Annotated in this window: 26 protein-coding genes and 1 tRNA gene; 8 read left to right on the top strand and 19 right to left on the bottom strand. The window is 58.1% G+C overall.

The genetic code is table 11. The features are described 5' to 3' along the window. Positions 1 to 3,070: tetratricopeptide repeat protein (locus AC3WLT_RS05620; RefSeq protein ID WP_492590922.1), on the bottom strand; the 3,070-nt coding region annotated here is incomplete at its 3' end. Positions 3,071 to 3,541: 471 nt separating this feature from the next. Here AC3WLT_RS05620 and AC3WLT_RS05615 point away from each other — a divergent pair. After that, on the top strand, positions 3,542 to 4,513 hold the full coding sequence (locus AC3WLT_RS05615) for an HNH endonuclease (protein WP_492590921.1): 972 nt from the start codon (positions 3,542 to 3,544) through the stop codon (positions 4,511 to 4,513). 235 nt (positions 4,514 to 4,748) lie between these two features. Here the strand turns inward: AC3WLT_RS05615 and AC3WLT_RS05610 are convergent, their stop codons facing one another. The 4 genes from AC3WLT_RS05610 to AC3WLT_RS05595 form a co-directional block, all read right to left on the bottom strand. Further along, positions 4,749 to 5,174: a lipocalin-like domain-containing protein gene (locus AC3WLT_RS05610; RefSeq protein ID WP_047895087.1), complete on the bottom strand. Its 426-nt coding sequence runs from the start codon at positions 5,172 to 5,174 to the stop codon at positions 4,749 to 4,751. A 30-nt stretch (positions 5,175 to 5,204) separates the two neighbouring features. After that, entirely contained in the window at positions 5,205 to 5,714 is a 510-nt protein-coding gene (locus AC3WLT_RS05605) for a DUF2867 domain-containing protein (protein WP_429260651.1), read from the bottom strand. 29 nt (positions 5,715 to 5,743) lie between these two features. Beyond that, positions 5,744 to 5,992: a hypothetical protein gene (locus AC3WLT_RS05600; RefSeq protein WP_492590920.1), complete on the bottom strand. Its 249-nt coding sequence runs from the start codon at positions 5,990 to 5,992 to the stop codon at positions 5,744 to 5,746. Positions 5,993 to 6,169: 177 nt separating this feature from the next. Further along, positions 6,170 to 6,601, bottom strand: coding sequence for a hypothetical protein (locus tag AC3WLT_RS05595; RefSeq protein WP_492590919.1), 432 nt, complete (start codon positions 6,599 to 6,601; stop codon positions 6,170 to 6,172). 514 nt (positions 6,602 to 7,115) lie between these two features. Here AC3WLT_RS05595 and AC3WLT_RS05590 point away from each other — a divergent pair. Then, a complete protein-coding gene (locus AC3WLT_RS05590; protein ID WP_492590918.1) occupies positions 7,116 to 8,213 on the top strand; it encodes a porin in 1,098 nt (365 codons plus the stop codon). A 382-nt stretch (positions 8,214 to 8,595) separates the two neighbouring features. On the opposite strand, the gene AC3WLT_RS05585 is transcribed toward AC3WLT_RS05590, so the two are convergent. Both AC3WLT_RS05585 and AC3WLT_RS05580 read right to left on the bottom strand, forming a co-directional pair. Further along, entirely contained in the window at positions 8,596 to 9,282 is a 687-nt protein-coding gene (locus AC3WLT_RS05585; protein WP_492590917.1) for a RelA/SpoT domain-containing protein, read from the bottom strand. 1 nt (position 9,283) lies between these two features. Further along, a complete protein-coding gene (locus tag AC3WLT_RS05580) occupies positions 9,284 to 10,060 on the bottom strand; it encodes a ParA family protein (RefSeq protein ID WP_492590916.1) in 777 nt (258 codons plus the stop codon). A gap of 153 nt (positions 10,061 to 10,213) precedes the next feature. Here AC3WLT_RS05580 and AC3WLT_RS05575 point away from each other — a divergent pair, with 153 nt between their 5' ends. Beyond that, positions 10,214 to 11,026 carry an IS5 family transposase gene (locus tag AC3WLT_RS05575; RefSeq protein WP_492590915.1) on the top strand — a complete coding sequence of 271 codons (813 nt, stop codon included), beginning with the start codon at positions 10,214 to 10,216 and terminating at the stop codon, positions 11,024 to 11,026. On the opposite strand, the gene AC3WLT_RS05570 is transcribed toward AC3WLT_RS05575, so the two are convergent. Next, positions 10,986 to 11,249 carry a ParA family protein gene (locus AC3WLT_RS05570; RefSeq protein ID WP_492590914.1) on the bottom strand — a complete coding sequence of 88 codons (264 nt, stop codon included), beginning with the start codon at positions 11,247 to 11,249 and terminating at the stop codon, positions 10,986 to 10,988. The two genes, AC3WLT_RS05575 and AC3WLT_RS05570, sit on opposite strands and share 41 nt — an antisense overlap. Positions 11,250 to 11,764: 515 nt before the next feature. Next, entirely contained in the window at positions 11,765 to 12,445 is a 681-nt protein-coding gene (locus tag AC3WLT_RS05565; RefSeq protein WP_492590913.1) for a hypothetical protein, read from the bottom strand. Positions 12,446 to 13,214: 769 nt separating this feature from the next. On the opposite strand from AC3WLT_RS05565, the gene AC3WLT_RS05560 reads away from it, so the two are divergent. Further along, positions 13,215 to 13,697, top strand: a complete 483-nt coding sequence (locus tag AC3WLT_RS05560; protein WP_492590912.1) for a helix-turn-helix transcriptional regulator — start codon at positions 13,215 to 13,217, stop codon at positions 13,695 to 13,697. Here the strand turns inward: AC3WLT_RS05560 and AC3WLT_RS05555 are convergent. Further along, positions 13,690 to 13,881: a hypothetical protein gene (locus AC3WLT_RS05555; RefSeq protein WP_492590911.1), complete on the bottom strand. Its 192-nt coding sequence runs from the start codon at positions 13,879 to 13,881 to the stop codon at positions 13,690 to 13,692. The genes AC3WLT_RS05560 and AC3WLT_RS05555 overlap by 8 nt on opposite strands. A 129-nt stretch (positions 13,882 to 14,010) precedes the next feature. Here AC3WLT_RS05555 and AC3WLT_RS05550 point away from each other — a divergent pair, with 129 nt between their 5' ends. Then, complete coding sequence (locus tag AC3WLT_RS05550; protein ID WP_492590910.1) at positions 14,011 to 14,901, top strand: replication initiator protein A; 891 nt, start codon at positions 14,011 to 14,013, stop codon at positions 14,899 to 14,901. A gap of 1,048 nt (positions 14,902 to 15,949) precedes the next feature. Here the strand turns inward: AC3WLT_RS05550 and AC3WLT_RS05545 are convergent. Next, positions 15,950 to 16,378: a hypothetical protein gene (locus AC3WLT_RS05545; RefSeq protein ID WP_492590909.1), complete on the bottom strand. Its 429-nt coding sequence runs from the start codon at positions 16,376 to 16,378 to the stop codon at positions 15,950 to 15,952. A 168-nt stretch (positions 16,379 to 16,546) separates the two neighbouring features. Here AC3WLT_RS05545 and AC3WLT_RS05540 point away from each other — a divergent pair, with 168 nt between their 5' ends. The 3 genes from AC3WLT_RS05540 to AC3WLT_RS05530 all read left to right on the top strand — a co-directional run bounded on the left by AC3WLT_RS05540 (position 16,547) and on the right by AC3WLT_RS05530 (position 19,143). Then, a complete protein-coding gene (locus AC3WLT_RS05540; RefSeq protein ID WP_492590908.1) occupies positions 16,547 to 17,881 on the top strand; it encodes a MobA/MobL family protein in 1,335 nt (444 codons plus the stop codon). 34 nt (positions 17,882 to 17,915) lie between these two features. Next, complete coding sequence (locus AC3WLT_RS05535; RefSeq protein WP_492590907.1) at positions 17,916 to 18,692, top strand: hypothetical protein; 777 nt, start codon at positions 17,916 to 17,918, stop codon at positions 18,690 to 18,692. A 157-nt stretch (positions 18,693 to 18,849) separates the two neighbouring features. Further along, positions 18,850 to 19,143, top strand: a complete 294-nt coding sequence (locus AC3WLT_RS05530; RefSeq protein ID WP_492590906.1) for a hypothetical protein — start codon at positions 18,850 to 18,852, stop codon at positions 19,141 to 19,143. A gap of 465 nt (positions 19,144 to 19,608) precedes the next feature. Here the strand turns inward: AC3WLT_RS05530 and AC3WLT_RS05525 are convergent, their stop codons facing one another. The 8 genes from AC3WLT_RS05525 to dnaQ all read right to left on the bottom strand — a co-directional run bounded on the left by AC3WLT_RS05525 (position 19,609) and on the right by dnaQ (position 26,278). Beyond that, the gene (locus AC3WLT_RS05525; RefSeq protein WP_492590905.1) at positions 19,609 to 19,764 is read right to left on the bottom strand and encodes a hypothetical protein; all 156 of its coding nucleotides are present in this window, start codon (positions 19,762 to 19,764) and stop codon (positions 19,609 to 19,611) included. A 183-nt stretch (positions 19,765 to 19,947) separates the two neighbouring features. Continuing rightward, positions 19,948 to 21,042 (bottom strand): CAP domain-containing protein, encoded by a 1,095-nt coding sequence (locus AC3WLT_RS05520; RefSeq protein WP_492590904.1) that lies wholly within the window; start codon positions 21,040 to 21,042, stop codon positions 19,948 to 19,950. A 150-nt stretch (positions 21,043 to 21,192) separates the two neighbouring features. Then, positions 21,193 to 23,460 carry a DotA/TraY family protein gene (locus AC3WLT_RS05515; protein ID WP_492590903.1) on the bottom strand — a complete coding sequence of 756 codons (2,268 nt, stop codon included), beginning with the start codon at positions 23,458 to 23,460 and terminating at the stop codon, positions 21,193 to 21,195. Between the two features lie 149 nt (positions 23,461 to 23,609). Continuing rightward, positions 23,610 to 23,780, bottom strand: a complete 171-nt coding sequence (locus AC3WLT_RS05510; RefSeq protein ID WP_492590902.1) for a hypothetical protein — start codon at positions 23,778 to 23,780, stop codon at positions 23,610 to 23,612. A 116-nt stretch (positions 23,781 to 23,896) separates the two neighbouring features. Further along, the gene (locus tag AC3WLT_RS05505) at positions 23,897 to 24,112 is read right to left on the bottom strand and encodes a hypothetical protein (protein WP_492590901.1); all 216 of its coding nucleotides are present in this window, start codon (positions 24,110 to 24,112) and stop codon (positions 23,897 to 23,899) included. Between the two features lie 106 nt (positions 24,113 to 24,218). Further along, positions 24,219 to 25,265: a site-specific integrase gene (locus AC3WLT_RS05500; RefSeq protein WP_492590900.1), complete on the bottom strand. Its 1,047-nt coding sequence runs from the start codon at positions 25,263 to 25,265 to the stop codon at positions 24,219 to 24,221. A 155-nt stretch (positions 25,266 to 25,420) separates the two neighbouring features. Then, positions 25,421 to 25,495 (bottom strand) — tRNA-Val (locus tag AC3WLT_RS05495). Positions 25,496 to 25,543: 48 nt separating this feature from the next. Then, positions 25,544 to 26,278, bottom strand: coding sequence for a DNA polymerase III subunit epsilon (gene dnaQ, locus AC3WLT_RS05490; RefSeq protein ID WP_492590899.1), 735 nt, complete (start codon positions 26,276 to 26,278; stop codon positions 25,544 to 25,546). Positions 26,279 to 26,318: the final 40 nt, after the last annotated feature.

The following is a 26,318-nucleotide window of genomic DNA, read 5'->3' as shown; positions in this document are numbered from 1 at the left end:
GCCGGGCGGCGAGTTCGCGGAAGAGCTCAAGCGATTCTTGCTCGGCCTGCAGGGCGGACTCTCCCTGCCCCAGCGCTCTGCGCAGGCTGGCCAGGTTGTGGAACGATCGCGCGAGGTCGGGCCGGAACATGTCGGGCTGCTGGGCCGCGAGTTCGCGGAAGAGTTCGAACGACTCTTGCTCGGCCTGCAGGGCGGACTCGCGCTGCCCGAGCTCAGTGAGCATGCTGGCCAGGTTGTGCAATGAGTTCGCCAGGTCGGGCCGGAATATGTCGGGCTGCCGGGCGGCGAGTTCGCGGAAGAGCTCAAGCGATTCTTGCTCGGCCTGCAGGGCGGACTCTCCCTGCCCCAGCGCTTTGCGCAGGCTGGCCAGGCTGTGGAACGACCACGCGAGATCGGGCCGGAACACGTGGGGCTGCTGGGCCGCGAGTTCGCGGAAGAGTTCGAACGACTCTTGCTCGGCCTGCAGAGCGGACCCGCGCCGGCCGAGCTCATTGCGCATGGAGGCGAGGTTGTGAAGCGACCTCGCCAAGTCGGCCCGGAACACGTCAGGCTGCTTTGCAGCTAGTTCACGGTAGAGCTCAAGCGACTCCAGCTCGGCATGCAAGGCGAACTCGCGTTGCTCCAGCTGCCAGTGCGTCCAAGCCAGGTTGTGAAATGACTTCGCCAGAGCGTGCCGGAACATGTCTGGCCGCTGTTCAGCGAGTTCGCGATAGAGCTCAAGCGCCTCCTGTGCGGCTTGTAAGGCGGGCTCGTGTTGGCCCAGCGCGTTGCGGCTGACAGACAAGTTGGTGAGCGACAAGGCCAGATTGGTCCGGATCGCGTCGCGCTGCTCGGTCGTCACCAGCAGCTCGCGGAACAGCTCGACCGCCTCCTGTCCTACCTGCGCTGCGGGTTGGGGCTGGCCGAGCCCGACGAGCGCGTTGGCAAGGTTAGTGAGCGACAGGCTCAAATCGGGCCGGAACAAATCGGGATGCTGGGCCGCCAGATTCCTATAGAGCTCGAGCGCCTCCTGCGCTGCCTGCACAGCGGGAGCGCGCTCGCCGAGTGCTCCGAGGTGGCCGGCGAGGTTGCCGAGCGTCCTAGCCAAATCGGGCCGGAACACATCGGGCGCCTGGGCGGCAAGTTCGCGGAAGAGTTCCACCGCCTCCCGCGCGGCCTCCAACGCAAGCTTGCGTTGGTTCGAATCGACCAACACGTTGGCCAAGGTGTCGAGCGACGTGGCCAACCCCGACTTAAACCCAATGCCCTGCCTGGCCGCATATTCGCGAACGAGATCGAGCGCTTCCTGCGCGGCCTGCAAAGCCGCCTCGTGCCGGCCCAGCTCGCTGAATCCGTTGGCTAAGGTAGTGAGGGACAAACCCAGCTGTGGCCGGAATACGTCAGGCTGCTGGGTGGCCAGTTTACGGTAGTGCTCGACTGCCTCCTGCGCGGCCTCCAAGGCGGGTTTGTACTGGCCCAGTGCGCTGTGGATGGCGGACAAGCTGCGAAGCGACAAGGCCAGCCCGTGCAGGAACGCATCGGGGTATTGTGCCGCCAATATACGGTAATACTCGACAGCCTCCAGCATTGGCTCCAAAGCGGACTCCCATCGGCCCGCCTTTTCCCGCGCTCGTGCTAGCCGGTGCAGCACGTCGGCGCGATCGTGCAACGGTACCTCACCACGTGCTGCGAAACGTGCTTCCAATAATACGTGCAGACGCCCTGTGACCTTTAAGCGAAAGTCTCTTAAAACGACGCTTTCCGGCAAGCTGTCTTCCAGCGCCGCGAGTTCGTCTTCCGCATCGGCGAGTGAGTCCATGATGCCTTCGAGCCACTGCAGCGGCGCAGGTGACTGCTGCCCGAAGTCTTGTGCGCAGATGATAACCGACTGGGCCACCGCCCGGCCGAAGGCAGCATGACAACGCAGCACGGCGGATGCGCGACCGTCTTTTCGCATCGCGCGCATGATCAGGGCTTCGCCGATCAGGTCTGGCTGCAGGGGTGCAATCCCGTTGGGATGCGGCAGCGCTTCTTGTAGCACGTCCGCCAGCACCGCGGCGTCGCCGCCGCTCGGGTGACCGATGGCGGCCTTCTCGCTGGTCGCAAAGCGCTCGAAGTCCTCACGGCTCATGCCCTGCGCGAGCGTGACGCAGGCAGCCAGGTGTTGCACCAGGTCACGGTCAACTGTGGAAGCTTGCGCCAGTTGCTGTAGTCGTTCGGCCTCGTGCCAGGCAATGGCGTCGGCAAGGTCGGTGCGGGTAAGCGCCAGTGCCCCCGCATGGCCCAGCTGGACCATCTCGAGCGCGGCCATCATCAGGAATAGTGGATCGCCGCCCCATGCGAGTTGCATGAGCCGGTCGCGAAATACGGCGTCATCTACAGGTACATCGATCGGCCGGTGGGGGCTTGCCTGGGCCAGCATCGCCTTAAGCAGCGCCAGACGGTCCTCGGCGTGCGCCAGCGGCAGGATCGGTACTGGTTCGGGCGGATCGAGTACGGCCCTCTTGTTCGCGGCGCCCCAGCCCCCCGAGGCAAATACGGTGGTCCACCAGCCGGTATCGATGCTGGCGCTGCGCTCAAGCAGCAGCAACCGCAGCGCATGCTGCGGCGGTGCCGCATGGTCAGTGAGCTCGTCGAGCCAGTTGCGCAGCAGCTCCGCATGCCCGGCGGCGTTGTCCACCACGATCAGCGTGGACTTCTGCCAACCCCAGTCACTCAGGTTCTGCTCCCCAACGAACCGGCCCAACTCCGTGCCAGTGACAAATCCTGCGTTCCAGCCAGTGGCACTTGCCTGCTCGCAAAATTCGAGCGCGAGCCGTGTCTTGCCGCTGCCCGCGCCACCCACAAGCACGCGGGCCAACAGCGGGCGCGCGTCACACAGGAACGCGTGCAAGCTGGCCAGCTCAGTCTCGCGACCCAGTAGCGGTATGGCGCGTGTGTACGGGGAGAGGCGGTCCAGATCCTGCCGGATTTGCCGCCAGCCAAGATGCCGCGTGAGCGTCAGGTGCTTATAACCCGCCGTGATGCTGTTGCCGTCGCCGACGATCTGCACGATCGTGTTGCCAGAGCCAGCAATGCTTGCCTCCTGCATCGCGCACCCCCGTGTTTTAGGCCATACCCCGTAGACGAACGGCGTCAGCTGAAAATATAGGCGGGAACCCTTACAGCAAGGTAGAGCGAATCGCCGACGACGCGACGGGCATGGTCGGCGCAAGAAGGTCCGTTCCCAAGGCGGAACCGACGTTCGAGTGTCCCTACGGCAGCGCGGGCCAACGGCCGCTAATGGCCGCACTTTGCCTGTCGCGAACGGCGACAGTCGGCCCTGGTCGTACATCAGAGCTGGTTTCCGGGCCGCCGCATTGCCTGCCGAACGTGAATGTGGCACGCTTCGATTCAATAAAAAACGGTGCATTTAGACCATGACATTCACTTTTGCCGGTCAAGTTAGCGACCTGAAGCATTTCCCTTGTTGTTCTATGCACCCATCGGACAGCAGTGTCAGTTACTGCGGGGGGGCATAGTGGCAAGTCCGCGCGCATGGTCACTACTCACGATCGACGGGATGCGGCAATACGGTGGAAACGCCGGATATGAGGACGACCCGTCAGCGGTCTACCGATACGACAGTAACGTCTCAAATTATCGGCAGGTGTCAGAGGGAGACGTGATTGTCTTGCGTTCTCGGATCAAGATTCTGGGTATCGCGAGAATTGAGGAGATCCTGACGGGTGAGGGTGAAAAGCAGCGGTTGCGCTGTCCGGTCTGCGGTATCAGCCAAATCAAGGAACGGGTCACGATGCAGCCGCGTTGGGCCTGCCGGGACCATCATGATTTCGACGCGCCCAAGCGAGAAACGGTTAGCGTCAAGACGTTCGAGGCGCACTACGGCGGGACCTTTCGTCCGGCACCTCGCGCGTTAACGCTGCAGCAGTTGAATGACGCAGTCATGCGGCCGAGCGACCAGATGTCGATCAAAGAACTCGATCTCGCAAAGTTCGAGGAAGTACTATTGGACGATATCGGTTGCCACCGGCTTGTCGTTGAGTATGCGGATGCGATCGACGCCGACACTGCTGCGCAGATTGATACCGACGTTGAGATGCCGCGATCAATTATCGAGGCACGGCGACGAGTGCTGCGTGAAGTAAATCTCAGGCGTGGGCAGCCGCAATTCCGGAATCGGCTCATCTTGCGCTACGGAAACGCCTGCCAGATAAGCCGGTGTGCCTTTCCTGGCCTCGTGGAAGCGGCCCACATTGCTCCGTATGCTAGGACCAGCGAAAACGGTGTTCACAATGGACTGTTGTTGCGAAGCGATCTGCACACGCTGTTCGACCTGGGGCTGCTGGCAATCAATCCCGCCACGATGACAATTTCATTGCACCCCGCGCTGCTGGGGATGGGATACGGTTCTTTTGAGGGCGCGCCGCTGTTTACGAACGGCACCAGTGGACCGGACCACGCCGCACTTGCCGAGCGGTGGGAGTTCTTCAACAGTCGTCTCTCTCATGCCGAAGAAGAGGTTGCTGTGTAGGCAGCGTGCCGCCCCGCGCGGTCGGCCGTAGTCGACCCAAAGGAGCCGGTGGAGGTGGTTAATCGCCTGCCCGAAACCGGACGTTCGTGATCCGCTAAAGCGACCTGCCGCTTCCGACCTCAAGCCGACCGAGAGGCAACCCAAATTTGGTCAGCCAAAGGTAGCTGCCTGGTTGCCAGACTCATCGTCAAGTTGATGACCTGAAAACTAACATTGCGAACTCAACGTCGCGAAATTACTCGCGTCTAAAGCTGAGAATAGCCCTTCCTATTGGATTTCCTGGCACTAACGGATTCGGCATCCAGGCCGTACTGACGTCGAGCGTGTCTCCATCAAGCTTGTAGAATCGTTCCTGCTCACTGCCGTTCCAGGCTTCATTCCAAGATGAGTCAATCTTTGTAATGAACCTATCCTTATCTATCCGATACCGTCCTGTATAGGCCATCACAGTGCGGAAGAGTGCCACCACCTTCTCATCTGTGTTCCCTGGCTCCCGCGCCTTTGCGGTAACCAGTACCATCATTCGCCCATCAGAGCCGAAGATAAGGTACCCGTTCGGGTCGGCGCCCCAAGGTTGAGTGCGCTCGTTTGAATCCTGAAGCTCAGTATTAAAAGAAATCAACCGCCAGCAACCGTGGAGTTCAGTGTCGCGCTCAGTCATATTTCCTCCCGTAGCACCGCCAAAGCATGCTTAAATCCTCATTGCTCTTACTGCCCGTTCCAAATTTGCCCGCACGATCACGCGATGAAACGGCGCAATCGTCGCAAGATAGATTCGCCCCAGTCTGTTATGGCAATGCACCACCGTGCCTGCGAGCAGCTCTCGCCCATTTGCCGCATCGGCGCGAAGTTGGATGGTGGCGCGGAAGTCGAGATGCCGGTCATCCGCGCCCACTACCAACTCCGTCGCGCTCTTTGACAGCAGCGGTAAGTAGCCGATAACCGGCCCACGCGCCGCTGCGGCAAGACCGACGGCACGAGACGATTTGACGCCGACTGTCACCATCACCACATCGCGGACACGCGTGAGCGCACGAATCCACCACGCCTGCCGCTCGAACGCGGCGCGTGCCAACACCTCTAGATCATCGCTGGCCTCCGCCGGCAGTCGAATTGCAAAGGCGTCCAAAAGGTCCGCGCCCGCGTAAAGCGGCGCTAGCACGCTGTTGCTAGGCATGGGCACGGCGCGCGCTTTGGTCAAGGTAGTGTTCCGGGGTTGGTTCATGGTGTTCAGCGGTCTAGTCGTGTCAGCGGCTCATCGATGCGGGCGACCATCGTCAAAGTGATCGCAGGGTCATAAGCGATCTGCTCGGCGCGCCGGAGCGCCTGCAGACGCTCCCTGATCGTCTCGTCCACACTTCCCGCGGCAGAGGCGCTGGCGCGACGACGGCTGATCCTGCTTGCGGCCACACACACCACACTGTCAGCCAAGATGGCATCGAGCCGCTGCGGGACGGTCTTCACGAGGCGAAGGATCATGCGTCGAGTGCGCCGTGGTCGATTGCCATATCTCGATCAATGGGTTGCCGCGAGTATGCCCGAAAGCGGACGGCCACGACAGGCTGCTGGTGGCCGAACCCTGTCCCACGACGACGGGCTCAGCCCGACCCGCAACAGACTGAGGCGACTTGGAGACCGGCAATGGCGTGCGCGTAGTCAGTGGTACGTCGTCGTAGACGACTGCAGTTTCGTTAGCGCGCCGCGCTGGAATCGAAACCAGCCTTGCGAGCCTTGCATCACGACCTCATCGCCTTGCCAGAACACGCGCTTGACCGTCATGCGCGTGCCACAGCGCTGCACAAGTGGAGGACGGTGGCGAAGGTCGTACAGCACCGGGCCGGACTCGGTCTGCACGAGCGTGCGGTCAACAGTGTCATTTTCGTTGCCCATGTCGTCGAAATGCGTGAGCGTGCTCGCGCCAAACCGATCGAAAATTTCCTTGTCGAGCATAGCCGCAAAATCGTGGTCGACGCGCACGAATTGCAGTTTGCCCGAGGGCGTGCCGAGCGGGCCGGACGCGTTGCTTTGCGCATGAACGCAAGTCGCGAAAGAGGCGGCTGCGAGCGCAGCGGAGAACTGTCGTCTCATGTTGCCTTTTAGGTTCAGCGGCGTCTCCGACGACGGAGCACGACCCGCAATCGTTCCTTGGGAACATTGTCGTCGATTTTGGTCGACACGTCGAAGGTCTGCAGCTGGCCGAACAGAGTTTGATGCGATCGGCATAGACCGACCCATCTCAGACGGTCGTCCATGCAGCATCTAGACGACAGCTTTCGAGGTCAAACGGCCACCCTGGCTATTCTGGCGTCTAGTCGCGTTTCTGCGGCTTTGTGCCGTCAGCCTGGCCTGCAATCGGCTCAACAACGATGAGCAGCACGCATAACAGGGCAGGGCTGTTCCGACCATATACAAGAATTCGCTGGCAGTGTCCGGTGATACGAAAGTCAATCCAATGTTGTAAACGGGAGACACAAAAATTGAAAACAGGTCCCGATTTAATTTGGCGGAAATATCATTGCGCGCAGGCCAAAAGCCGCGCATGAACCGCAGCGGTTATATAGACCAGCGGTTTGCCTTACAACTAAACATGGGGAGACACTCTGTGAAGAAAACCATCAGCGCCATCGGCGGCGCACTTATCGCCATCGCGGCCCAATCCGCTTTCGCGCAGAACTCAGTCACGCTGTACGGCATCGTCGACACGAGCGTCCGCTATCTCACCAACGCCAATGCGAACAACGACAGCCAGGTATCGATGGGCGTCGGCCCGATCACCGGAAGCCGTTGGGGCTTGAAGGGTTCTGAAGACCTGGGCGGCGGCTTGTCTACGGTGTTCCGGCTTGAGAACGGCTTCAACCTGTGGAACGGCCAGTTTGCGAGCCAGAATACCCTCTTCAACCGGATGGCTTATGTTGGGCTGTCTAGCAACCAGTATGGCACGGTGACCTTCGGTCGCCAGAATACGCCGCTATTCGACCAGCTAGGGAACGTCTACGACCCGCTGACCGTCGGTAACTACGATCAGGACGGCTGGCTGCCTGGCGCACTCGGCTACGGCCTGCGCCAGAACAACTCCGTCAAGTACAACGGCCAGTTCGGCGGCCTGAACGTGGAAGCCATGTATAGCTTTGGCGGTGTGGCCGGCAGCACCGGCGCGAACAACATGTACGGCTTGACGGCGTCCTATACGTACGGCGGCTTGTCCCTTGATGCCGGCTTTCAGCAGAACAGCGATGCGCACAACAACAAGTTCAATGTTGTCAACGTGAGCGCTGTCTATGCGTTCAGCACGATCAAGGCCTATGCAGGCTGGCTGCATGCGCAGGACAATACCGGCATCGTCGACCTTTACATGGCGGCCGCAAACGCGCCGGCTGCCGGCTTTTCGACGCCGGTGACGAATACCAACCGCATCGACGACGGCTTCTACGTCGGTACCACCTGGCAGGTCACGGCGCCGCTGCTGCTGACTGCGGCGGCCTACTACGATCACTCCCGCAATGCGTTGAACGCCGACGGCACCACGCTCGGCCGCGGCGTCCGCTACTCCGGCGTGCTGCTAGCCGAATACTCGCTGTCCAAGCGGACTGAAGTGTATGGCACGGTCGATTTCATCCGCGGCACTGGCGCGGCGAAAGCAGACTTTCCGGGTCGCAACAACCAGACCGGCGTCGCGCTCGGCCTTCGCAACATATTCTGATTCGTGCTGCCCGGTTTGCCGCCGGGCGTCGCGCTTCCGAACCACCGGCGCGCGCCCAATGGTGCGCGCTTTTTCTATACGTGCGTAGGCCTGGCGCAATGTGTTGCGGATGACCGCTCCGGCCGACAACACGCCTGACGTGTGCTGCGCACGAAGGGCCGTTATCGGGGCGGAGCGGTCCTTCGAACGTCCGGGTGAAAGCGTGGGCCAACGTCCGTAGATGGCCGTTCACCGCCTCATGCAATTGGCATGGACTACCCGAGTCTTGTAATGACATGATCGGCAGCACGCGACCCGTTCCCGCCCGTCGACCTTCTCCAAAGCAGACTTTCTGATCGCAACCATCGACTGACAGAGACAGCATCGAGGCATGTCATTCTGACTATTTCGCGTAGCGACGCATGATCGAATCGGCGAGATGAGTGCCAGCGCCGACTAGTCTTGCAAGTATCCGTATCTGTTCGCGGCAATGGGGATCTGATGTCGGCTGTGGGTAGTTCATCGTATGATCGACCTCGCCCCAAACTTCCTCCAGAAGTGTACGCACCTGCACTTCGCACGTTGCCTGCGATTTTGAGTTAGGTCGAAGCACGTAATGAATGCTCGTATAGTAACTCTCCTTTAATTCGCGCTTGATATTTAATCCATCGAAATAATTGCCTGATTCCGGATCCCAGGTGTATGCCTTTGGAGGTTCGAACAAGGTAAATTCCCCTTCATCGACCTTGGCAATCAGTGCACGGTGAATATGCTCAAACTGTGAGATGTGAAGATGAAGAACCCGGATACCCGCGATGTCTGTGATTCTTGAAAATAGATTATCGGCAGTAATCTGGCCCTTCTGTTTCTCCGGCGAAAGACTGGCATCTTCAGCATTCTTTCGATCAATCTTTTCAAGCAGATGATCGACATCTTTCAGCCTGAATCGAAGAGAGTGCACGTACTTGGCCAGACTTCGGCTCTCGAAGAAATTTCTCACATGTTTGTGGAAAAATTCAAAGGACTCAATATGTTGTTCATATGCTTTAAGAATGTCCGCGTGCTTTTCTCTCAATTCTTCGCGCACCATATCAGTCCTCCAAGTGCACGAGACGCGACATCAAGTCTTTGGCAAACGCATGGTACATCGCCCTCTTTTCAAGGTATGTCTCTTTATTTCCGGCGATGGTGCTCTTGTCCTCATGCTGCAGTTCCGGAAGCGCAGGCACTTTCCACATGGGCGCTCGATACTTTTGCGCCATCGATGGTAGTGTGTTGTGCGAATGCATAATCGATGTGCCACCGATCGGCTTCGTAACAACCCCCTTTTCTAGATGGGAATAACATTCCATTGGAATCTTGGTCTCGACGATCTTCGGAAGTGTCTTCGCGTATCCATAATGCGCTGTGGCAAGGTCATAATCGTTCTGCCCTGCATACCTCCGGGCGTTATAGAGGGTGTAGCCGAGGAACTTCACAAAGTGGGGTGGGAACGCAGCCCGTTTCTTGTCAGAAAGAACGCTATACATTGTCGAGAATTGGGAACTCCATGTTTTCAGAGCCAACCCAATATTGGTAAGGCCAAACGTCGAAAACATGTCCGGCATGCACGGAACGAAAAATCCTGTCGACATGGATATGACGACGCGATTTAAGATCCCCAAACTCGGAGAAGTGTCTATTATTGCCACTTCATAACCGTATTTTTTAGCAGCCTCAAGACATAAACTGCGAATCGCGGTGAGTAGCCTTAGCGACTGAGGTTCACCGAGAAACGCGTCGCTCCACGATTTTGCAAGTTTGTCTTCAAAGGTATGAAGGCTAAGGCGACCCGGGATCAGCCCGAGTTTTGGTGTTATCTTGTGCACCGCCCCCAGCGCGAATGATTCAAATACACCGTCTTCAATTGGTTTTAGAAGGCAATGGATCGATCGTGGAATCGCGACGAATTCGTCAAATGACTTATTGCTATTTTCTAGAGCGTGTTAGGCACTTTGAGTGAGACCTGGTATCCTGGCGGAATGAAAAGAGCAGACCGCAAAGGGTATCCGACCGATGTGTCGGACGAAGAATGGAGTTTCGCGGCACCCTATCTGACGCTGATGGACGTCGGCGCGCCGCAGCGCAAATACGAACTGCGCGACATGTTTGATGCATTGCGCTGGATGGCTCGGGCCGGCGCGCCCTGGAGGATGCTGCCCAATGATTTCCCACCTTGGGAACTGGTGTATCAGCAGACCCAACGATGGTTGCAGGCAGGCTGTTTTGAGCACATGGTCAGCGACCTGCGCTCGGTGATACGCGTGGCACAGGGACGACAGGGACAGCCCAGCGCCGTCATTCTGGATGGCCGCACGATACAGTCGACCTGCGAAAGCGGCCCGCGTGCGGGCTATGACGGTTATAAGCGCAAACGCGGCAGCAAGGTCCACATGGCGGTGGACACCCTAGGGCAATTGCTGGCGGTGCATGTGACACCGGCCAATGAACAGGAGCGCGCGCAGGTAGCAGAGCTGGCACGTCAGGTCCAGCAAGTGACGGGACACACGGTCAAGGTTGCATTTGCGGATCAGGGATACACCGGCAAAGAGCCCGCGCAGGCTGCACTCGACGAAGGCATTGAACTACAGGTGATCAAACTCGAGGAAGCGAAAAAGGGTTTTGTACTGCTGCCCCGGCGGTGGGTGGTCGAGCGCAGCTTTGGCTGGCTCAACCGTTTCCGACGTCTGGCACGTGATTATGAGCGACTACCTGAAACGCTTGCCGGTCTTCATTTCGTGGTCTTCGCAATGCTCATGCTCGTTCACGCGGTGCCAGTACTTCAAAGTTCCTAACACGCTCTAGGGCGTCTTGGAAGTCTTCAATAAACGGCTCTTCCTCTGTCCACAGCTTCTCTAACGCATTCGGCTCAAGACACTGCAGCGTTAGGTTAGATTGTGGATCCAAGTCGATCATCAAAGTCTTAGTTCCCTGCTCGGCAAGCGCATGCGCAAGATGAAAACTAAGGGTCGATTTACCGACGCCACCTTTATTGTTGAAAACTGAGATAATCTTCAAGAACGACTCCGAAGAAGGAAAGCTCGACGAGTGACCGTTTTATAGCATCAAAGGTCTTGCAATAACACGTGTAATGACAACGACATTGGAATCGCGAATGCATTGGGCGCCAGCTAGGCTCGACGACACGGTCGACCTGAATTGTCCTTTCCTCCCAGTGGCCACTACCTTCCATATCCGCGCGTGCATCTAACGAAGGCATGCCTTACCGGCATGCAGTTCCCTTAAGTCACATTGTCGGCGATCTTCCCGGTCATGTCGAATGGCCGTAACTGGCCGAACCTTGCCGACCGCCTCCCGACCAACGCTCGCCCCAACAGCCAGCGGCAGAATGGGACCCAAATCGGGCCTACAAGGATTCAAGTTCGTCGCCTCGAAACAGTCGTTCGCGGGAATCGCAGACTGCTTAGCGAAGTTGAGCTCAGCGGGAAATGGCGAGCTGTGCCGCTGATGTACGGACGCCGTACCGTGCAGACGGACTGCTGGCCCTGGCTGGTCGCTGAGACCGTTGCGCCCTAGTCCGGCGCATAGATCTGGGACAGGATCTCCGCGACCAGTTCAATGGTTCCCAGCACTTGGTTCGTCAACATCGACGAGCCATGGGCCAACTCGTTCCGCAAACTGGGAAGGCTCTTTCGCAGTATCTGCACCAGATCCCAACTCTGATCATCTGGAGTGATGTTGACCGGCTCGTCCTCGTCAACCTCCATGCTTTCGAGTTGCTGATCGATCATGGTTTGGATAATTTCCAATGATCGGCGCTGCCGCGCACGGCCTTCTGCGGCCCGATGCCAGCGACGGAAGCCTTCGTTCCCGATGAGACCCTGGTCTATCGCATAGCCCAGCAGGCCAGCCAGCATCGGTTGCTGCTGCCGTGGACGCTGATACCGCTCAGGCAGTCTATCGGGAAACCGCACTCTGAGCCCAAACTCCAGTGCGAATAGCGCTTGGCTTTGAGCCACTGGGAAGAAGCGGTACACGTGCCAGGCATAGAGGTAGAGGTTACGAGCCGTCTCGAACTGAATGGCTACGGCTTCGGGCACGCCGATGGCGAGCTGTATGGCCTCGATGTCGCGGTGGTGAGCAGCTAGGGATGGCAGAGCCTGTCCAGCGAACATCGTCGTGCGCGGGTCTGGTTCTGCAGCGGTGTCAGGGCTCCGCAAAGTTTCGGCGGCACTCAAGATGGTCGATTTCATGACGGCTAGCCTAGCCACCGGATAGCAAGTGGCGAAGCTCCGACTCCAGGTCGCCGTCGCAACTCGAGGCAGTCGTTGATGCCGTTACGTACAGGAGCGACGCTCGCTGAGGTGTAAGTGGTTGGGGATAAATCGGCCGACTGGCTCCCCAGTTGCCGACAAGCATAAGTCGCATCCGATCTAGCGCGGCCGGGTGAGGGTTGAACGGATCTAGCGGCCGTTGGCACTCATCAAGCGACTGATAGTCCCATTCGCGCCGTTCGTTTTCGTCTTCGGGTTCCAGCAGATCAGGTGGGCCGCAGGGACGATCTTCGTATACCCGGCCCCCGCACTGCGCGATCCGATGCTTCCATTCCGCAAAAGCATGCTGCGCCTCTGCCTTGTTTCGCGGCGCTCGCGGACGTCCGCCCCGTTCGCTCAGTCCGCAAGGCAGCACGCCGCTTCGCATGCGTTCCAATCCGATATTGAACTGTCTTTGCGCATTCTCGTAGTTCTCGAACCGAGGCGTCGGATCTGCGCCGCTCGGCAGACCATGTACCCCTAAACTGAATAAGTCACCGTCTGAAAAAGCAAGCCCCAGAGCGGATTCAGAAGCCGCAACCACCAACGACATTTTTGACCAAGTAAGGGCCGTCTTCTGAGTCAGGTACCGGCGAAACGCTTGGCCCGTATTTTTGTCGCCCGCTGAGTGTTGTTCTCCGTTCAGGCAGTCGAGCGCGTACGACCTCAATCCCATAGGGAGCTGGGATTCTAGTTCTCGCTCTTGCATATGAGGCACAGCGTCACGGATACGCTCAAGAAGCGTAGTTGTGACCGCCTTCATTCGTTGGTGACCTGCTGCACCGCCTCGCATTACAGCCATCTTCACCTCGCAGAAACCCCGCCGAATTTGCTTTTTTCGCTTCGCGCAAGCGTAAAGAAAATCATCAGCATTATCAAGGTCGGGGGTAGAGAAATGAGTAGCGGTCACGGGCAGGAAATCGACTTTCGGGCAGTGTTTGGCGCTATCGACGACTCCGCACTCGTAACAGCGGCCGAATTTGCGTCGCTATTAGCAATCACCGAGACAGCGTTCTACCAAATGCGCGCCAAAGGAAGGTTGCCTGCGCCCTTGATTGAACGTAATCGGCATTTGCGATGGCGTGCCGGCGCCGTTCGCCAATGGCTAAAGGACTTGCAGCCGGAGGATGCCGCACCTCGTGGTCGCGGCCGTCCCCGAAAGGTAGCTGGCGCAACGCTGGCGGTCATTTGACGCCCTTCACCGCACGCCACGCATGACATTCAGCCATACGTCTGGCTCCGCAGCTAAAGCTCTTGCGTTGTGTCGGCAGCGCGAAGAGGAAGCTGCAGAGCGAATTGCTCAACGGCGCAAAGACCAATTGGATTGCTTGCCCGCTGACGTTGACCCACTTGTCGCGCAAGTAACGCTCGATCATCAAGTGTCCGGCACCATGATGAGAGCTCGCACTCTTGCAGGGGCGAGATACGGAGACAGTCTTAATGAAGCGCGCGAGATCCCCTTGGCGAGGCGGCCCCTCGATACATTGGGCAATCGAAACGGCTACATGCCGGACGGCACAAATAACGCTGGTCGCCTATCGCCCAATCGACATCCGCAGCGTGATTTCTTTGTCGCGGATATCCTCGATGCCGCACCGAAGGATGACTTGGCCAGCATGGAGCATCCGCTGTTCGCCCTGAAGGCTGGTGACAGGCGTGTGCGCCGTTACGAGCGCAAAGGGACCATCGTCGAGGTAAAGCCAGGGGTAGATGGTTGTGCGACGATCCATGACAAAGACGTATGGATCTACTGCATCAGTCAGCTCATGGTTGCGCGAGACAGTGGTCGTGAAGACGTCGGGCGCACGGTCCGATTCACGGCTTATGACTTTCTTGCGACAACCAATCGGAGCACAGACGGGCGAGGCTATGAGCGCATGGCAAACGCCCTGCGCCGTCTCAGTGGGACACGCATCGAGACCAACATTGCTACCAACGGCAGGCGCGAGCGGGCAGGGTTCGGACTCCTCGATGCGTGGCGCGTCATCGAGCGCGATCATGACGAGCGCATGGTCGCAGTAGAGGTCACGCTGCCTGACTGGCTTTGGCGCTCGATTCAGGCAAAGCAAGTGCTGACCCTCAGCAGAGGCTACTTTCGCCTGAGGAAGCCGTTGGACCGCCGTATCTATGAACTGGCACGTAAGCACTGCGGTGCAAAGCAGCCAAAGTGGCACGTAAAGTTGGCCACACTTCATGAGAAGAGCGGGAGCGTGTCCGCAGAGCGCGAATTCCGGCGACTGGTGAAGGCTTTGGCTGACTCGAACGAGCTACCCGAATATCGCATGACGTTCGACGCTAAGAGCGACTCAGTGACCTTTTACGCCCGCGCTCCGAAGGGCGCGAGGGCGCAGATTGCCGACCTGCTCGGAGAAACGAAAAAGTCCGTGCGTGGGTAAAGGCACGTGTCCCGGCTTGCCGCGAAGATCTCCCGTCCTGTGGGTGGGCACGTGTTTTCACACACGCTTCCATGTCGATCGGCGTGTGCTTTTACCCACATAAAAACACGTGCGTTTACACACGCGAACCGATCGCAAAGCCTGTGCTGGCGTGGGTTTCAGAAACCGTAACGCGCGCGCAGATAACTTTAAACCTTAAAGGCTTTAACGGACGGTTGTGCATGAGGCTGTGGTTTGCCCGCGTCCGCCCGTGGATATTTGGGCTGCACACAGCGCAAGGCTGTGTACAGCCCCTCCGAGGCTTCGCCGCCTCCGGGGTACCCCAGATATCCACCGGCTCCTCGCGAGCTTTGCCTACGGCCTGACGCGCGCCGTTGGCGCTTGCCTCAATGAGAAAAAGAGCCAATCTAGCCGAATCGAGTTGCCGGAGTCCTTAGGCCGCGGGAGTCGGCAGAGCGGCTACCCGACGAGCGCTTCGGACATGCGGCGTCGGACGGTTTATAGGTCACTGCGGCCGTTCGCACGCGCTTGCTTTGACCCCAACGGGTTGTCACGTTAGCCAGCCGCACCACGAGCCTGTATTCGCGTCTGGCCGTTATTGTCGGTTCAAAGGCGTCGCCTTTTTTAGGGGGCATCGTGATCATCATCGGCGGCATTTCGTTCGACGACAGGACTTGCGCCCGCGCTCGCGCGTCTGATGTTTCCTCCTGTTCCTGTTCCTGTTTCTGATTCCCGATAGCCTTCCAGGAAGCCTTTCCGAAAGCCTTTCATTCGATGTCTACAAAGGCTTGGCAAGGTTTTTAGCCCCATGCTGTTGAGGCAGTCGATAGGTCGCGCGCAGCCGTTTTTAGGCCGCTTTCGGGAAGCACCCCGGCAGCCCAAGTTGAAGGCTCACGAAAGGTAAGCGCAGAACCTTCTTGAAAGGCTTTGCACATGGCTTTCGGGAAGCCTATTTTCTAGTGCGTCGACCAGAGAAATCGAGCGTTATCAACCGTTATCAACTGTTAACAAACGCTCGTTTGGCGTTGCGCGGCAGAAAATCGATTTCCTACAAGTCGCTGCGCTCAACGAACATGCCTCGGTGGCTCGTCGCTACCGGGCTATCGGGTAGCAATGTGCCGCGGGCGCTGTCGGCTGTCACGACTTCCGGTAGGTGACTATGCGGAGCGATTTGCGTCTTGATTATCTCCGCCCATAAGGTTGACTCTTGGGCCAAAAACCTTTGGTCCTTGCTGGTGAGACCTCTGATGGCTTCGCGCAAGACGTACAGTATCCGCGCGTCCCGTTGTGCGGCGTTCAGAATCGCGACACCGGCGATGAGTTTGGTTCGATCGTCCTGCTTCTTGCGTTTTGCTTTATCGACACTTTCGGCGCGGGCGATTTTGCGCTGCACACTCCTCGCGCGATCAAGCAATGCTTGTTGCCTGGCCTTGAGCCTATCTAGGCGTTCCTGCTTCTGCTGGGTCGTTTCTGCCATAGTAGTCTTGACACGCCATGTGTTGGTTATATCTATCATTTTATTGGCATTCCAAAGCATATACAATGGGTGGACCAGCGTCTTCCGTGTAACGGAAGCGCGATTACTCGTTTCTCTTCGAGAAACGATCGCGGCAAGGGCTGACGCCCCTGCACCCCGATATAAGACATGAGCCTACGGGAAATGGCGATTCGGCATTGTCGTGTGAAGACCGGTCGGGCAGGAAAGGGCGCGGCACATGCGTTGTATGTTCAGGGCATGGGCCGTTACGGAGATCGTGATGACGTGGTCCACGTCGAGCACGGCAACATGCCGTCATTTGCGCACGAAAATCCGCTAAGTTTTTGGCAAGCGGCGGATACCTACGAGCGGGCAAATGGCCGCGCTTACCGTGAGGTCGAGTTCGCGGTTCCACGTGAGCTGGAAACGGAACACGAGCAACTGTGCTTCGCACGGTGTTTCGCCGCAGAGATTGTCGGTTCTGGACATGCCTTTACGCTGGCTATCCACGATAAGAAAGCCGCCGATGGCGGGCGGAACGTGCACGTTCACTTGATGTTTAGCGAACGAAAAAATGATGGTATCGACCGGGTTGCAGAGCAGTTTTTCCGTCGCGCTAATCCCAAGATTCCGAGCAAGGGGGGCGCAGCGAAGGATCGCGCGATGAACAGCCGCGGGTTCGTGGCGCAATCGCGTGCGCTATATGAGCGCTTGGTCAATGAGGAAATGATGAGGCGGGGCGCTGCGCTCATCAGCATGAAACGAAATGCCGTGGTGCAGCCCGAACCGAAAGTTGGCCCTAAGCATCCGCGCGCAGAGCGTAGCGCACGTCGCGCGGTGCGTGTGGCTGTCGTGCGTCAGTTGCGTAGCGCACGGGCCGACTGGCGGGTGTTGGAAGAGGAGAGTGAGGCTCTTCAGCGTGAGATTGAGGAGGTGAGCGCGGCGCTTCATAAAGATGCTGGGTACAGGCCTGCGGGCAGAACGCGGTGTGGTACGTCTTCCGCGCGCTGGGAGTGGTGCGAGATCCCTGAGCCCGCTGGATGGCGCCTCGATGTATTCGCATTTAACAGTATGCGGCACGACGGTGTCGCAGGTCGAGCAGGTCTCCGATATTGGAGGATCTTCGACGCCGAGCGAAACCTGGTTCTGGCTGAAATCGCGCGCGATGCAGCATCCATCCAAGTTCGTTCATGCCCAAGTCCGAAGACGACAGCCAAGCTGGTGCTGCACCATGCGGTGAGTCAAGGTTGGCCTAGTGTTTGGGCGGACGGCCCGTCAGCAATGCACGAGGCACTCATTGAGCTGTGCGCGGCAGAGACACCCCCTATGCCGTTATATAACCGTAGAGGGGAGGCGTTGAATCAGGCGGCGGTAGATGTGGATATCAGCCGCCGGAGCCGGACACAAGAGGAACAGAAACATTCGTTCTCTTCGCTCGGCGATCAGTTACCACAAATACGCGAACGCAAGAAAAACTCAAGAATGGATTTTGATCTGCCGTAAACCATGGGAATTGGTTTTTTTGGTGAGATAGGCGGTGAGTACAAAGGAAGCCGTTGAGGCGCGCTATGCTGAGATTTGCGACGTTTTGGAGATTGCCAGTCGGCCAACTCTAAAGCTGGCTCCGGGACTGGAGCAATTTTCGCGCCGGTTGGCCGGGGTGTATTTGCCACAGACTCATACGCTTACGCTACCGCTGAGCGACGAGCCGAACGACTTTGTCATCGTGCACGAGCTTTGTCACTCCGTGGCAGGTCGGACAATCGGCTACCAAGGGTTTCATGGGGCGCCCTATCTCGCGCTATTGCATCTTACCTGTTTCTATTATTTCCCAAGCTATAACGGCTCTATCATTGAGCTTACCGTTAGCGGAGAGTGGCCATTGCTTGTTCCGCGGCGCTGGCGCGAAAGGGAGATTGAAGCTGCAAGGCAGGCTGCCAGCTTTGTGCAGACTGAGTATGAAGGCGCTGAGCGTCCGTCGATCGAGGCTCTGGCCGCGCGTGTAAAACATTACTTTCCTGAGCGACTAGGTGGACGTATGTCGATGCTCGGTCGATGGCGAGATCGCGCCATGACGCAAAAGGGCGTATGGATGGGCTATTGGTGCGTCTTCGCTACCGCTTTAACGTTCATCTCGACCTACTGCGCACACTGGTTGCCGTCAGCATCACTTCGCGGTGAATTCATTGTATTGGTGAGTTGCTTTTGGACGGGTAGCGTTACTTGCGTATTGATGATATCCGCAGTGCAAAACCTGCTGAACAAGGTTGGCGATGCCAAACGGCGTTTGAGCGGGATTTTTAAAGGATCCTGATTCAGATGTTGGCTAGAGGTGCCTGTTTGTTTTGTGGCACAAAATCACTGCGGTGGGCGGTGGAGTGAGCGGAATGCGGGAGTTTACCTCGACTACAGCCTTCCGCAACAGCTTCAATAGGTACATCGAACGTACCTGTGGGGCCCTGAGGTAGGACATGATGGAGCCGAACAATGCGATACAGGCGCTTTGCAGGAGCGCGGCGACCAGTTACAGCGGCAATCTCACACCCGAGTCGTTGCTCGCGTTTCTAAGGGATGGCGTTGTGGACGACGATAGCAAAGTGCAATTGGCCTACGCGATCGAGGAAGTTCCGGCCGATCTTTGGCAAAAAGCTATCCGCGACTTTCAAGAATCAGACCGTGCGCAGATGCGCCGCACGATATCTGAATATGCCAAGTTCCATCGCCTGCATCTGCCTGCCGAAATGGTTGAATGGTTGTCGGGCTGAAGTCCCTGCAGGCAGCGGCAGGGACTTCATTTTTTATGGTTACATTGCCCGCTTGAATAGTTCGTCGCTGGCGTAGCGACAAAACCATTCAACACGCCACTCGGATGAACAAAGCACATCACTTAGTGGTTGCACTGGCCGCTACTTGTGCCTCCGGTGGGATCGTTAACAATGCCGTCTACTGCGCCGCTTGCGTTCACAAAGCAGATGTTCATGTAGGAGTTGGCCCAGTAGCATGTGTTTGGATAAATTGGGCCGAGGCTTAGATTGGTATATACCGAGTCGCCAGGGTAACTCACACCCGTCAGGACTTGCGCAAGGTCGTGCATATATCCCGGATTGTTAGCGGGCGAAAAAGTGAACGATGACGAAAAGCGCGGATCTTGGCTTTGGAAATACGACGACGGTAGCGCTGCCTGACACTGTGATTGCGGATTGCTTTGGCCCGGTGATGCCCCGCCTGGATTAGGTGAGCACCCCAATCCTGCCCAGCTCGAGCCAGTCCAGCTTGGAGCTTGCGTTTGCGTAAAGCCAGCGGAACAGGTTGGCGGATTCTGGTAGTTGCATGACGGCGATGACCAACGAGAACCGAGCCACTGCGCTGCGGCCGTCGTCGTCCATCCCGGATCCGTCGAACAGGTCGGGGCCACCTGCGGTGCGAAATACAGAATGTCCCCGCACGTCGAGTCTTGATAGCCATACGAGCAACGCACAGGGCCTGCCAAGGCCCCGCGGCTGAATAAGGCCACGGTCAGGAAGGACAGTAAAAAAAGAAGTTTTTTCATGATGGGTTTCCGTCGCCCGTCAGCTTGCCGTTGTAAACGTCCATGCCGTGCTGATCGGCGAGCCGTCACGCGCGCCGCTGAATTGCACGGTGTAGGTGGTATTGGCTGGCAGCGGTGCGAGAGGTAGCAGGAAGGCAACGCCGGGGAACAGCGCGTTGTTGACGTCGGCCGTCGCGTTCGATGCCGAACCAGCTATCGCTGCCGAGGGGACGATGATGCGGGCAGGCACGACCGTGCCGTTGGCCGCCGTCAATGTGAAACTGGACACTGTCAGAACGTCCCCGGCATTCGCCGCGTTCACCATGACCATGATCGGTCGTCCGGGCGTTGTAAGATCGGGCGCCGGGTTCGGCGCTTCACCGCTACTCATGGCTACGACGACATTCGTCTCGTTTGACAAGGGAGCGTGTGCGATCGCAGTCATGGCTATTTGCTGGCCCGCGCCTGTCTGTAAGCCATTCGAGATAGGCGTACCGAAAACGCCTGCTGTCTGTCCGAAGTCCAGAACGCATGTGTAGTTTGCGAAGCCGCCGACGCTTGGTTGGTTAAAGCCAATGCCAATTGTTTGCTGTGACGCCGCGACGCTTTGCAGGTGATAGACCGAATTCAGGTGCCAACCGACACAGCTTGATCCGTACGCCGTTGCAGATGCCTGGGCGAAGTTTTCGGCAACAACTTCACCGACCCATTCCGTCGCCGGAACACCTGCTTTCTGCACGCGAGCGAGCGGTGTGTCGGCATAGTAGTCGGCGAACGTCGAGACCTCGTTATGAGTGACAGCGGAGAGCTTCGAATTCGTGAGGTTGGTATAAAGGTACTGGGAATGCGCCTGGGCCGACGTGTCGAGGATCGGGTCCTGTGCAAGTACGCCCACTCCCATCGCGAGACGGTACGCGTTCAACGTCGAGAAAGCGGACGCCTGCATTGAACCAGAAGCGTACGTTGTCGCCGGAACGGCGGATTGTGGGGGGATGCTTGCGCCGGTTGTCGGTGTGGCTGGCGTCGATGGCGTGGAAGGCGAACCGGCTGCGGCGCTGCCACCGCCACCGCCGCAGGCCGCGAGCATCGCGCTCAACGAAATTGCGACAAGAATGGAAACGCTCTGCTTGTTCATTTTGTTTTTCACGATTGCTGACCTATGTAGTTTTGGGATTCGAAGTTCGAAGCCCTTGTTTTGATGCGTGTTTTTTTAAGGCTTCCGCCAAGGCTTTCCGGATGTCTTGCCGGAAGCCTTTCGGGAAGCCTTGCCGAAAGGCTTTCGAGATCAGGTATTGGTGGGTTCAATGCTGTTCCGCGCGGCGTCCGACGTGCCTGCGGTCGTCTCGTCTTTTTTCTTCCTGCTGAAGTCATTCACGAGGGCTCCGCCTACTTTTGATGCCCCTGCCACTGCACCGTCGTGCGCTTTGTGAGCAGCCTCGCCTGCGGCATGACCCTTCGACATCGATTCCTTGCCCGCACTCTCCATGTCTGGTGTCACGTCTGCACCAAAGTCACCGCCGATCCATGTAAAGACCTTCTGGACGACCTTAATGGGCATGCCGTAGCACGCGTAGATCAGCGAAATGTTGACCGTGAAAAGCGCGATGATTGCGCCGATCAGCAGAATGATGGTCGTGAACCAGCCGTCTGACCCGGCGATCATTTTGATGAGGCCTGCGGAGATGAAACTGTTGGACATGGCCGCGAGCGCTTCGAACAAGGCGGTCGAGAATGTGTAAGCAATGACGAGTACGGCTGGCCCAAACAGGAGCGTCAGGGTGAACACATAGCCCCGCGTTGACTGCTGTCCCATCCCGTCTCCGCTGTCTTCCGGGTGCGCTAGCGCCCACAGCGGCGCGGCTATCAGGGCTTCCGCGTACACCACGAACATCGAAGCGATTGCTCCGAGCCATAAAGTGAACGGAATCCATGGGAGGATTGACGCCATCGCGAAGCCCGACGCAAACAGCATGGCAACGAACGGTGCGGCAATTGCTGCGATCGCTGCGACCGACGCGCCGAGCGAAACAAACGGGATAAGACCCGCGACGACCGCAGCCGCGCCAAGCGTCACCGAAATGGTCGATGCGATTTTGACGGTCTTGATACCGATCGATGACATGGTTGCGATCGTCCCGCCACTACCTGTCGCGCCGACCGCATCTGTTAGGCTGCCAAGCAATCCGCCTTTGTTCAGCGCCTCGATCATCTTGTCGTCAAGGTATTTGACTAGCCCTTCTTTGAAGATGGTTGTCGCTGTGTCCGACGCGCCCTTCATGATGCTCATCATCTCGTTGAAGCCGAGCGCGTTCAGGAAGTCGGCGAACATCCCGCCACCGGCGCTTCCGCACTCGGTCTGCTGCGTGGCGGGCACCTGCTCATCGCTACAGATGATCCATTCCGTGCCGGAACAGACAGTCTGAGTCACCATCGGCTGTTCTTTCGCCGTGCCGATTGCCGTCGATGACGAAGCGGTCGCGGCGTCGTTCGCCTCCTGATTTCTCTGCGACACGAAGGGGAGAATGAAGCCAATGCCCATCCACCCATGCGACTGCAGAAACTGGGTGCTCGCTGCGCTCACGTTATTGTTCGCATTGTCAACAGCCGCCTTAATGTCATCGTGAACCGCATTTTGTTCGTCCTGAACGATGCCCGATACCGCCTGCTCCACAGCGGCGGTACGTGACGCATAGGCCGGGTCCGACGGGTCCAGCCCGACGAGCGTCGAACACTGCGCATCGATGCGTTGTGCCAGCGCAATCGCCGCGTTGAAAACTGACGTATTGATCGTGTTCTGCAGTGCAACCAGATCCGGATCGTTGGTGCTCACAACGTTGACCTGAGGGATCATGATTTGCCCACGGGCTGCGCTGTAACCATTGATCGGCGGGTTGGCACCAAACGTCAGGTACATGGACTTGTCACTGCCATAGCCGACCGTGTAGGTGAAGTTGACGCTCGCATCTTCGCTCGACACACCGTCACGCTGTCGCTGCGCCATGACGTTCTGCAGCTGGAGCAGGTCCAGTCTTGCAGCGCGGATCTGTGCTCCGATTCGCGTGACGTCCGGCACCGCAGGCATCGCCAAGCCGACCTTGCTCGTTGCTTGGATGAAATCGACGGAATGCGTCGCTGTGATGTTGCCCATGCCAATGCCGATGAGCATGCAAGTAGCCATCACCGCTTGGGCGAGGTTCCATCCATGGAGGAACGGCAGCGGAGTGAGCGAAATGATGCCGATCGCATTGCGCACGGGCACCCACGCGCTGTGATACTGCTTGCCGAGGAACTCGCCGTCGTGTGCTGAATTCACCGTGGCCTTGAAGGAAATCCACGTTAGCCATGCGCCAGCAATAATCACAAGACAGGAGTTGAACGCGAGAAACATGTCGCCGATCGACGTCTGTCCGCCGAACAGACCGATCCCTCCCGCGTCGCCGAAGATCCCCGACACCATCGACCGCACGGGATCGCCTGAAGACGGGAATAGCTGGCTCAACTGGCCCCATAACGAACTGCCGCCCGTGTCTGCGTGGGCGTCGATCGAGCACACGAAAGCCGCTCCTCCCGCTAGAACTCGGTACGTTACTACCCGTGTTACTACGTTTCGTAACGGGAAAAAAGCGATAAATATCAATGCCACTAGTAAAGTAGGAATACTTAGTAATGGGGGTGTGTTGATGTGGAGGAGCATTGAATGTCCTAGCCGCGAATGAAGTTGAACAGCAGGCGGATCAGCCTGAAAGGCAATTTGATCAGGGCGACAACAAGGGGGCGGAGGCTTTGGCCAGCGTCGATTCCCGCGTACACAAAGCCATTCGGCGTATTGTAGTCACGCAGATTTTTGATTACTTCGTCGTTGCGATCGTTCATGGTGTGGCTCGCCGATTGTTGGACACGAAAGCCTAGAGTGTTCTCAGCGAGCGGACATGAATAACCTTTGGGCGTCCGGTCGCCGGGAGAAAATAGCATGCGGAAACGTGGAAGGGCTAGCCGCCCAGTAACTGCATTTCCAGTGCGTTGCGTCGTTCGCGCTCTTGCTTGAGATCTCGATGGGCGAGACCGAGCAGATATGTGAGCTTGCCGTGCGCAGCTGTCAGGTCGTCAATCGCCCGCTCCAGCGAGGCGACATATTGCTCATCGCCGATTTCGAGGTCGTCCGGATTGGACGCCTTGTGGACCAGAGTAAAATTCTTTGCAGCCATGATTCACCTCTTCGATAGGTTGTTTGTGGTCAGGCTTGGCATGGTGTTGGTAGCACCGTGTCAGGCCGCTTACTTCAATTCGTTTTCCTAGTTCTACCTCTTTGCCTCATCCTAGTTTCAAGGCTAGGTCCTTTGCGCGTGGATGATAGTAGCGTCGTAGCATTTGGACCGTTTTATGGCCGGTCACTGCAGAGAGTTCGAGAATATTGTCCAATTTTTCCGCAATCCGAGAGGTTGCCTCGTGGCGCAGATCGTGGAAATGCAGATCGTCGATCTTCGCGCGAAAGCATGCCCGAACGAACGCCTTTTTTAGCGCGTCAGCGGAAGTGGGAAACACATTGTCGTCTGCGCAGTGGGGTCTCTCGCGCCACACACGCAACGTCGCAACAGCCCGCAGAGATAAGGGTACGTCGCGAGCCTCGCCGTTCTTTGTGTCGTGTAGTCGCACGAACCGATCGTCGAGGTGGACATCTTCCCAGCGCAATGACAGCAATTCGCCGCGTCGCATCGCCGTTTCGATCGCAAGGATCACAATGGGCCGGGCGCACTCGTTTCGCGATCCGCCCTTCAGAAAATGGCCGTGATCGTGGCGCGGCCTGAGTTCGAGTTCTGCGAGCAGGCGCGCCTCCTCCGTTTGAGCAAGTCTGCGGCTGCGGCCCCGGTTCTCCTTTGGGCGCCTGATGATCGACACTGGGTTGACATCGACGTGAACTCCCCACTCCTTGCGCGCGACGTTGATAACGTGGCCAATCAGCGTGAGTTCGCGGTTGACTGTCGAACCGGATACCTTTTTTCTTGTGCCGTAGCCATTAAGGCGACGGTCCCGGAATTCTGCCATGGCCTTGCCGCTTAGCGATGCAGCCTTCAGCCGCGCTAGCGGATCGGTGCACAGAACCTTGATCCGTTGGATCTCCCCAACGCCGCCTTTTTTACTGGGCGAGACTTCCTTGCTGTACCGAATGAGGAGGTCGCCCAGCGTGTTTCTTTCAGCTTCCGTGCGGTCGACGAACGCGCCGCGGTCCATTTCCGATTCGATACGTCGTGCCCACGCTTCGGCCATTGCCTTCGTGTCGAACGTGCTTGTGAGAAGAGGGTGTCCCCGGCGCCGAACTTCGGCTCGCCAGTTCCCGTTGCGTTTCCAGATGGATGCCATCGACAGACTCCAGACAAAAGTTGAAAAATCGTCTGGGCTGGATCTTGCCGTTCCGCCAATCTTCCGCCAAAAGCAAATTCGCGGAGGTTTCGCGGCAAAGAAAAAGGCCCTCGGCTTTCGCCGGAGGGCCTTTGTTCTTGCGGGTCACGCGAATCTGGTGGGTGGTACAGGGATTGAACCTGTGACCCCTGCCGTGTGAAGGCAGTGCTCTACCGCTGAGCTAACCACCCGAAGAGAGCCGAATTATGTCAGGGATTTTTCCACCCGTCCAGTATTTTTTAAGCAGTTTGCTCATCCGCGGCCGGCGCGGGTTCGAGACGCCATACGCTCGTGCCCTTGACCGCTTTGTCGAGGCCGTCAAGCACAGCTTGGTGCGCGGCGAGTTCGTCGTCGCTGGCGGCAATCACCACGAGGTCCAGCGAGTCGAGCGCGACGCGCGGCGCGTGCGCATTGCCGCCAGCGTGCGTGTCGCCGAGCATGTCGATGACGAGGCTTTCCTGGCCGCGCGTCATCGCCAGATAGACTTCCGCGAGCAGCTCCGAGTCGAGCAGAGCGCCGTGCAGCGTACGGTGCGCATTGCTGATGCCGAAGCGATCGCACAGCGCATCGAGTGAATTGCGCTTGCCCGGGAACATCTGCTTGGCGCGCGCGAGCGTGTCGATGATTTCGCCGCAATAGGTGCTGACCGGCGGCAAGCTCAGCAGCGCGAATTCGACGTCGAGAAAGCCGATGTCGAACGGCGCGTTGTGAATGATCAGGTCCGCGCCCTGGATGAAGTCGCGAAACTGGTCGGCGATTTCCGCGAACTTCGGTTTGTCGCTGAGGAACTCCGTGGTCAGCCCGTGGACGGCCAATGCACCTGGATCGCTGTCGCGTTCCGGGTTGATGTAGAAGTGCAGGTTGTTGCCGGTGAGCCGGCGGTTCACCAGTTCGACGCAACCGAGTTCGAGGATCCGGTCGCCGGTGCGTGCATTGAGTCCGGTGGTTTCGGTATCGAGGATGAGTTGACGCATGTCGGATTAGCCTGCTCTAAAAAAATCAGCGGAAAAGAAG

The organism is Paraburkholderia sp. FW306-2-2C-D06C, from assembly GCF_058781505.1.
Note: the sequence above shows the minus strand (reverse complement) of the source record. Positions and strands in the feature narration are given on the sequence as shown.

Bases quoted from the DNA above. Each gene is read 5' to 3' on its own strand.
- dnaQ (WP_492590899.1), bottom strand. From the start codon at position 26,278: ATGCGTCAACTCATCCTCGATACCGAAACCACCGGACTCAATGCACGC.
- AC3WLT_RS05545 (WP_492590909.1), bottom strand. From the start codon at position 16,378: ATGGCAGAAACGACCCAGCAGAAGCAGGAACGCCTAGATAGGCTCAAG.
- AC3WLT_RS05525 (WP_492590905.1), bottom strand. From the start codon at position 19,764: ATGGACGACGACGGCCGCAGCGCAGTGGCTCGGTTCTCGTTGGTCATC.
- AC3WLT_RS05500 (WP_492590900.1), bottom strand. From the start codon at position 25,265: ATGGCATCCATCTGGAAACGCAACGGGAACTGGCGAGCCGAAGTTCGG.
- AC3WLT_RS05595 (WP_492590919.1), bottom strand. From the start codon at position 6,601: ATGAGACGACAGTTCTCCGCTGCGCTCGCAGCCGCCTCTTTCGCGACT.
- AC3WLT_RS05560 (WP_492590912.1), top strand. From the start codon at position 13,215: ATGAGGCACAGCGTCACGGATACGCTCAAGAAGCGTAGTTGTGACCGC.
- AC3WLT_RS05550 (WP_492590910.1), top strand. From the start codon at position 14,011: ATGCCGGACGGCACAAATAACGCTGGTCGCCTATCGCCCAATCGACAT.
- AC3WLT_RS05540 (WP_492590908.1), top strand. From the start codon at position 16,547: ATGAGCCTACGGGAAATGGCGATTCGGCATTGTCGTGTGAAGACCGGT.
- AC3WLT_RS05585 (WP_492590917.1), bottom strand. From the start codon at position 9,282: ATGGTGCGCGAAGAATTGAGAGAAAAGCACGCGGACATTCTTAAAGCA.
- AC3WLT_RS05505 (WP_492590901.1), bottom strand. From the start codon at position 24,112: ATGGCTGCAAAGAATTTTACTCTGGTCCACAAGGCGTCCAATCCGGAC.
- AC3WLT_RS05600 (WP_492590920.1), bottom strand. From the start codon at position 5,992: ATGATCCTTCGCCTCGTGAAGACCGTCCCGCAGCGGCTCGATGCCATC.
- AC3WLT_RS05610 (WP_047895087.1), bottom strand. From the start codon at position 5,174: ATGACTGAGCGCGACACTGAACTCCACGGTTGCTGGCGGTTGATTTCT.
- AC3WLT_RS05510 (WP_492590902.1), bottom strand. From the start codon at position 23,780: ATGAACGATCGCAACGACGAAGTAATCAAAAATCTGCGTGACTACAAT.
- AC3WLT_RS05565 (WP_492590913.1), bottom strand. From the start codon at position 12,445: ATGAAATCGACCATCTTGAGTGCCGCCGAAACTTTGCGGAGCCCTGAC.
- AC3WLT_RS05615 (WP_492590921.1), top strand. From the start codon at position 3,542: ATGCGGCAATACGGTGGAAACGCCGGATATGAGGACGACCCGTCAGCG.
- AC3WLT_RS05555 (WP_492590911.1), bottom strand. From the start codon at position 13,881: ATGATCGAGCGTTACTTGCGCGACAAGTGGGTCAACGTCAGCGGGCAA.
- AC3WLT_RS05520 (WP_492590904.1), bottom strand. From the start codon at position 21,042: ATGAACAAGCAGAGCGTTTCCATTCTTGTCGCAATTTCGTTGAGCGCG.
- AC3WLT_RS05530 (WP_492590906.1), top strand. From the start codon at position 18,850: ATGATGGAGCCGAACAATGCGATACAGGCGCTTTGCAGGAGCGCGGCG.
- AC3WLT_RS05575 (WP_492590915.1), top strand. From the start codon at position 10,214: ATGAAAAGAGCAGACCGCAAAGGGTATCCGACCGATGTGTCGGACGAA.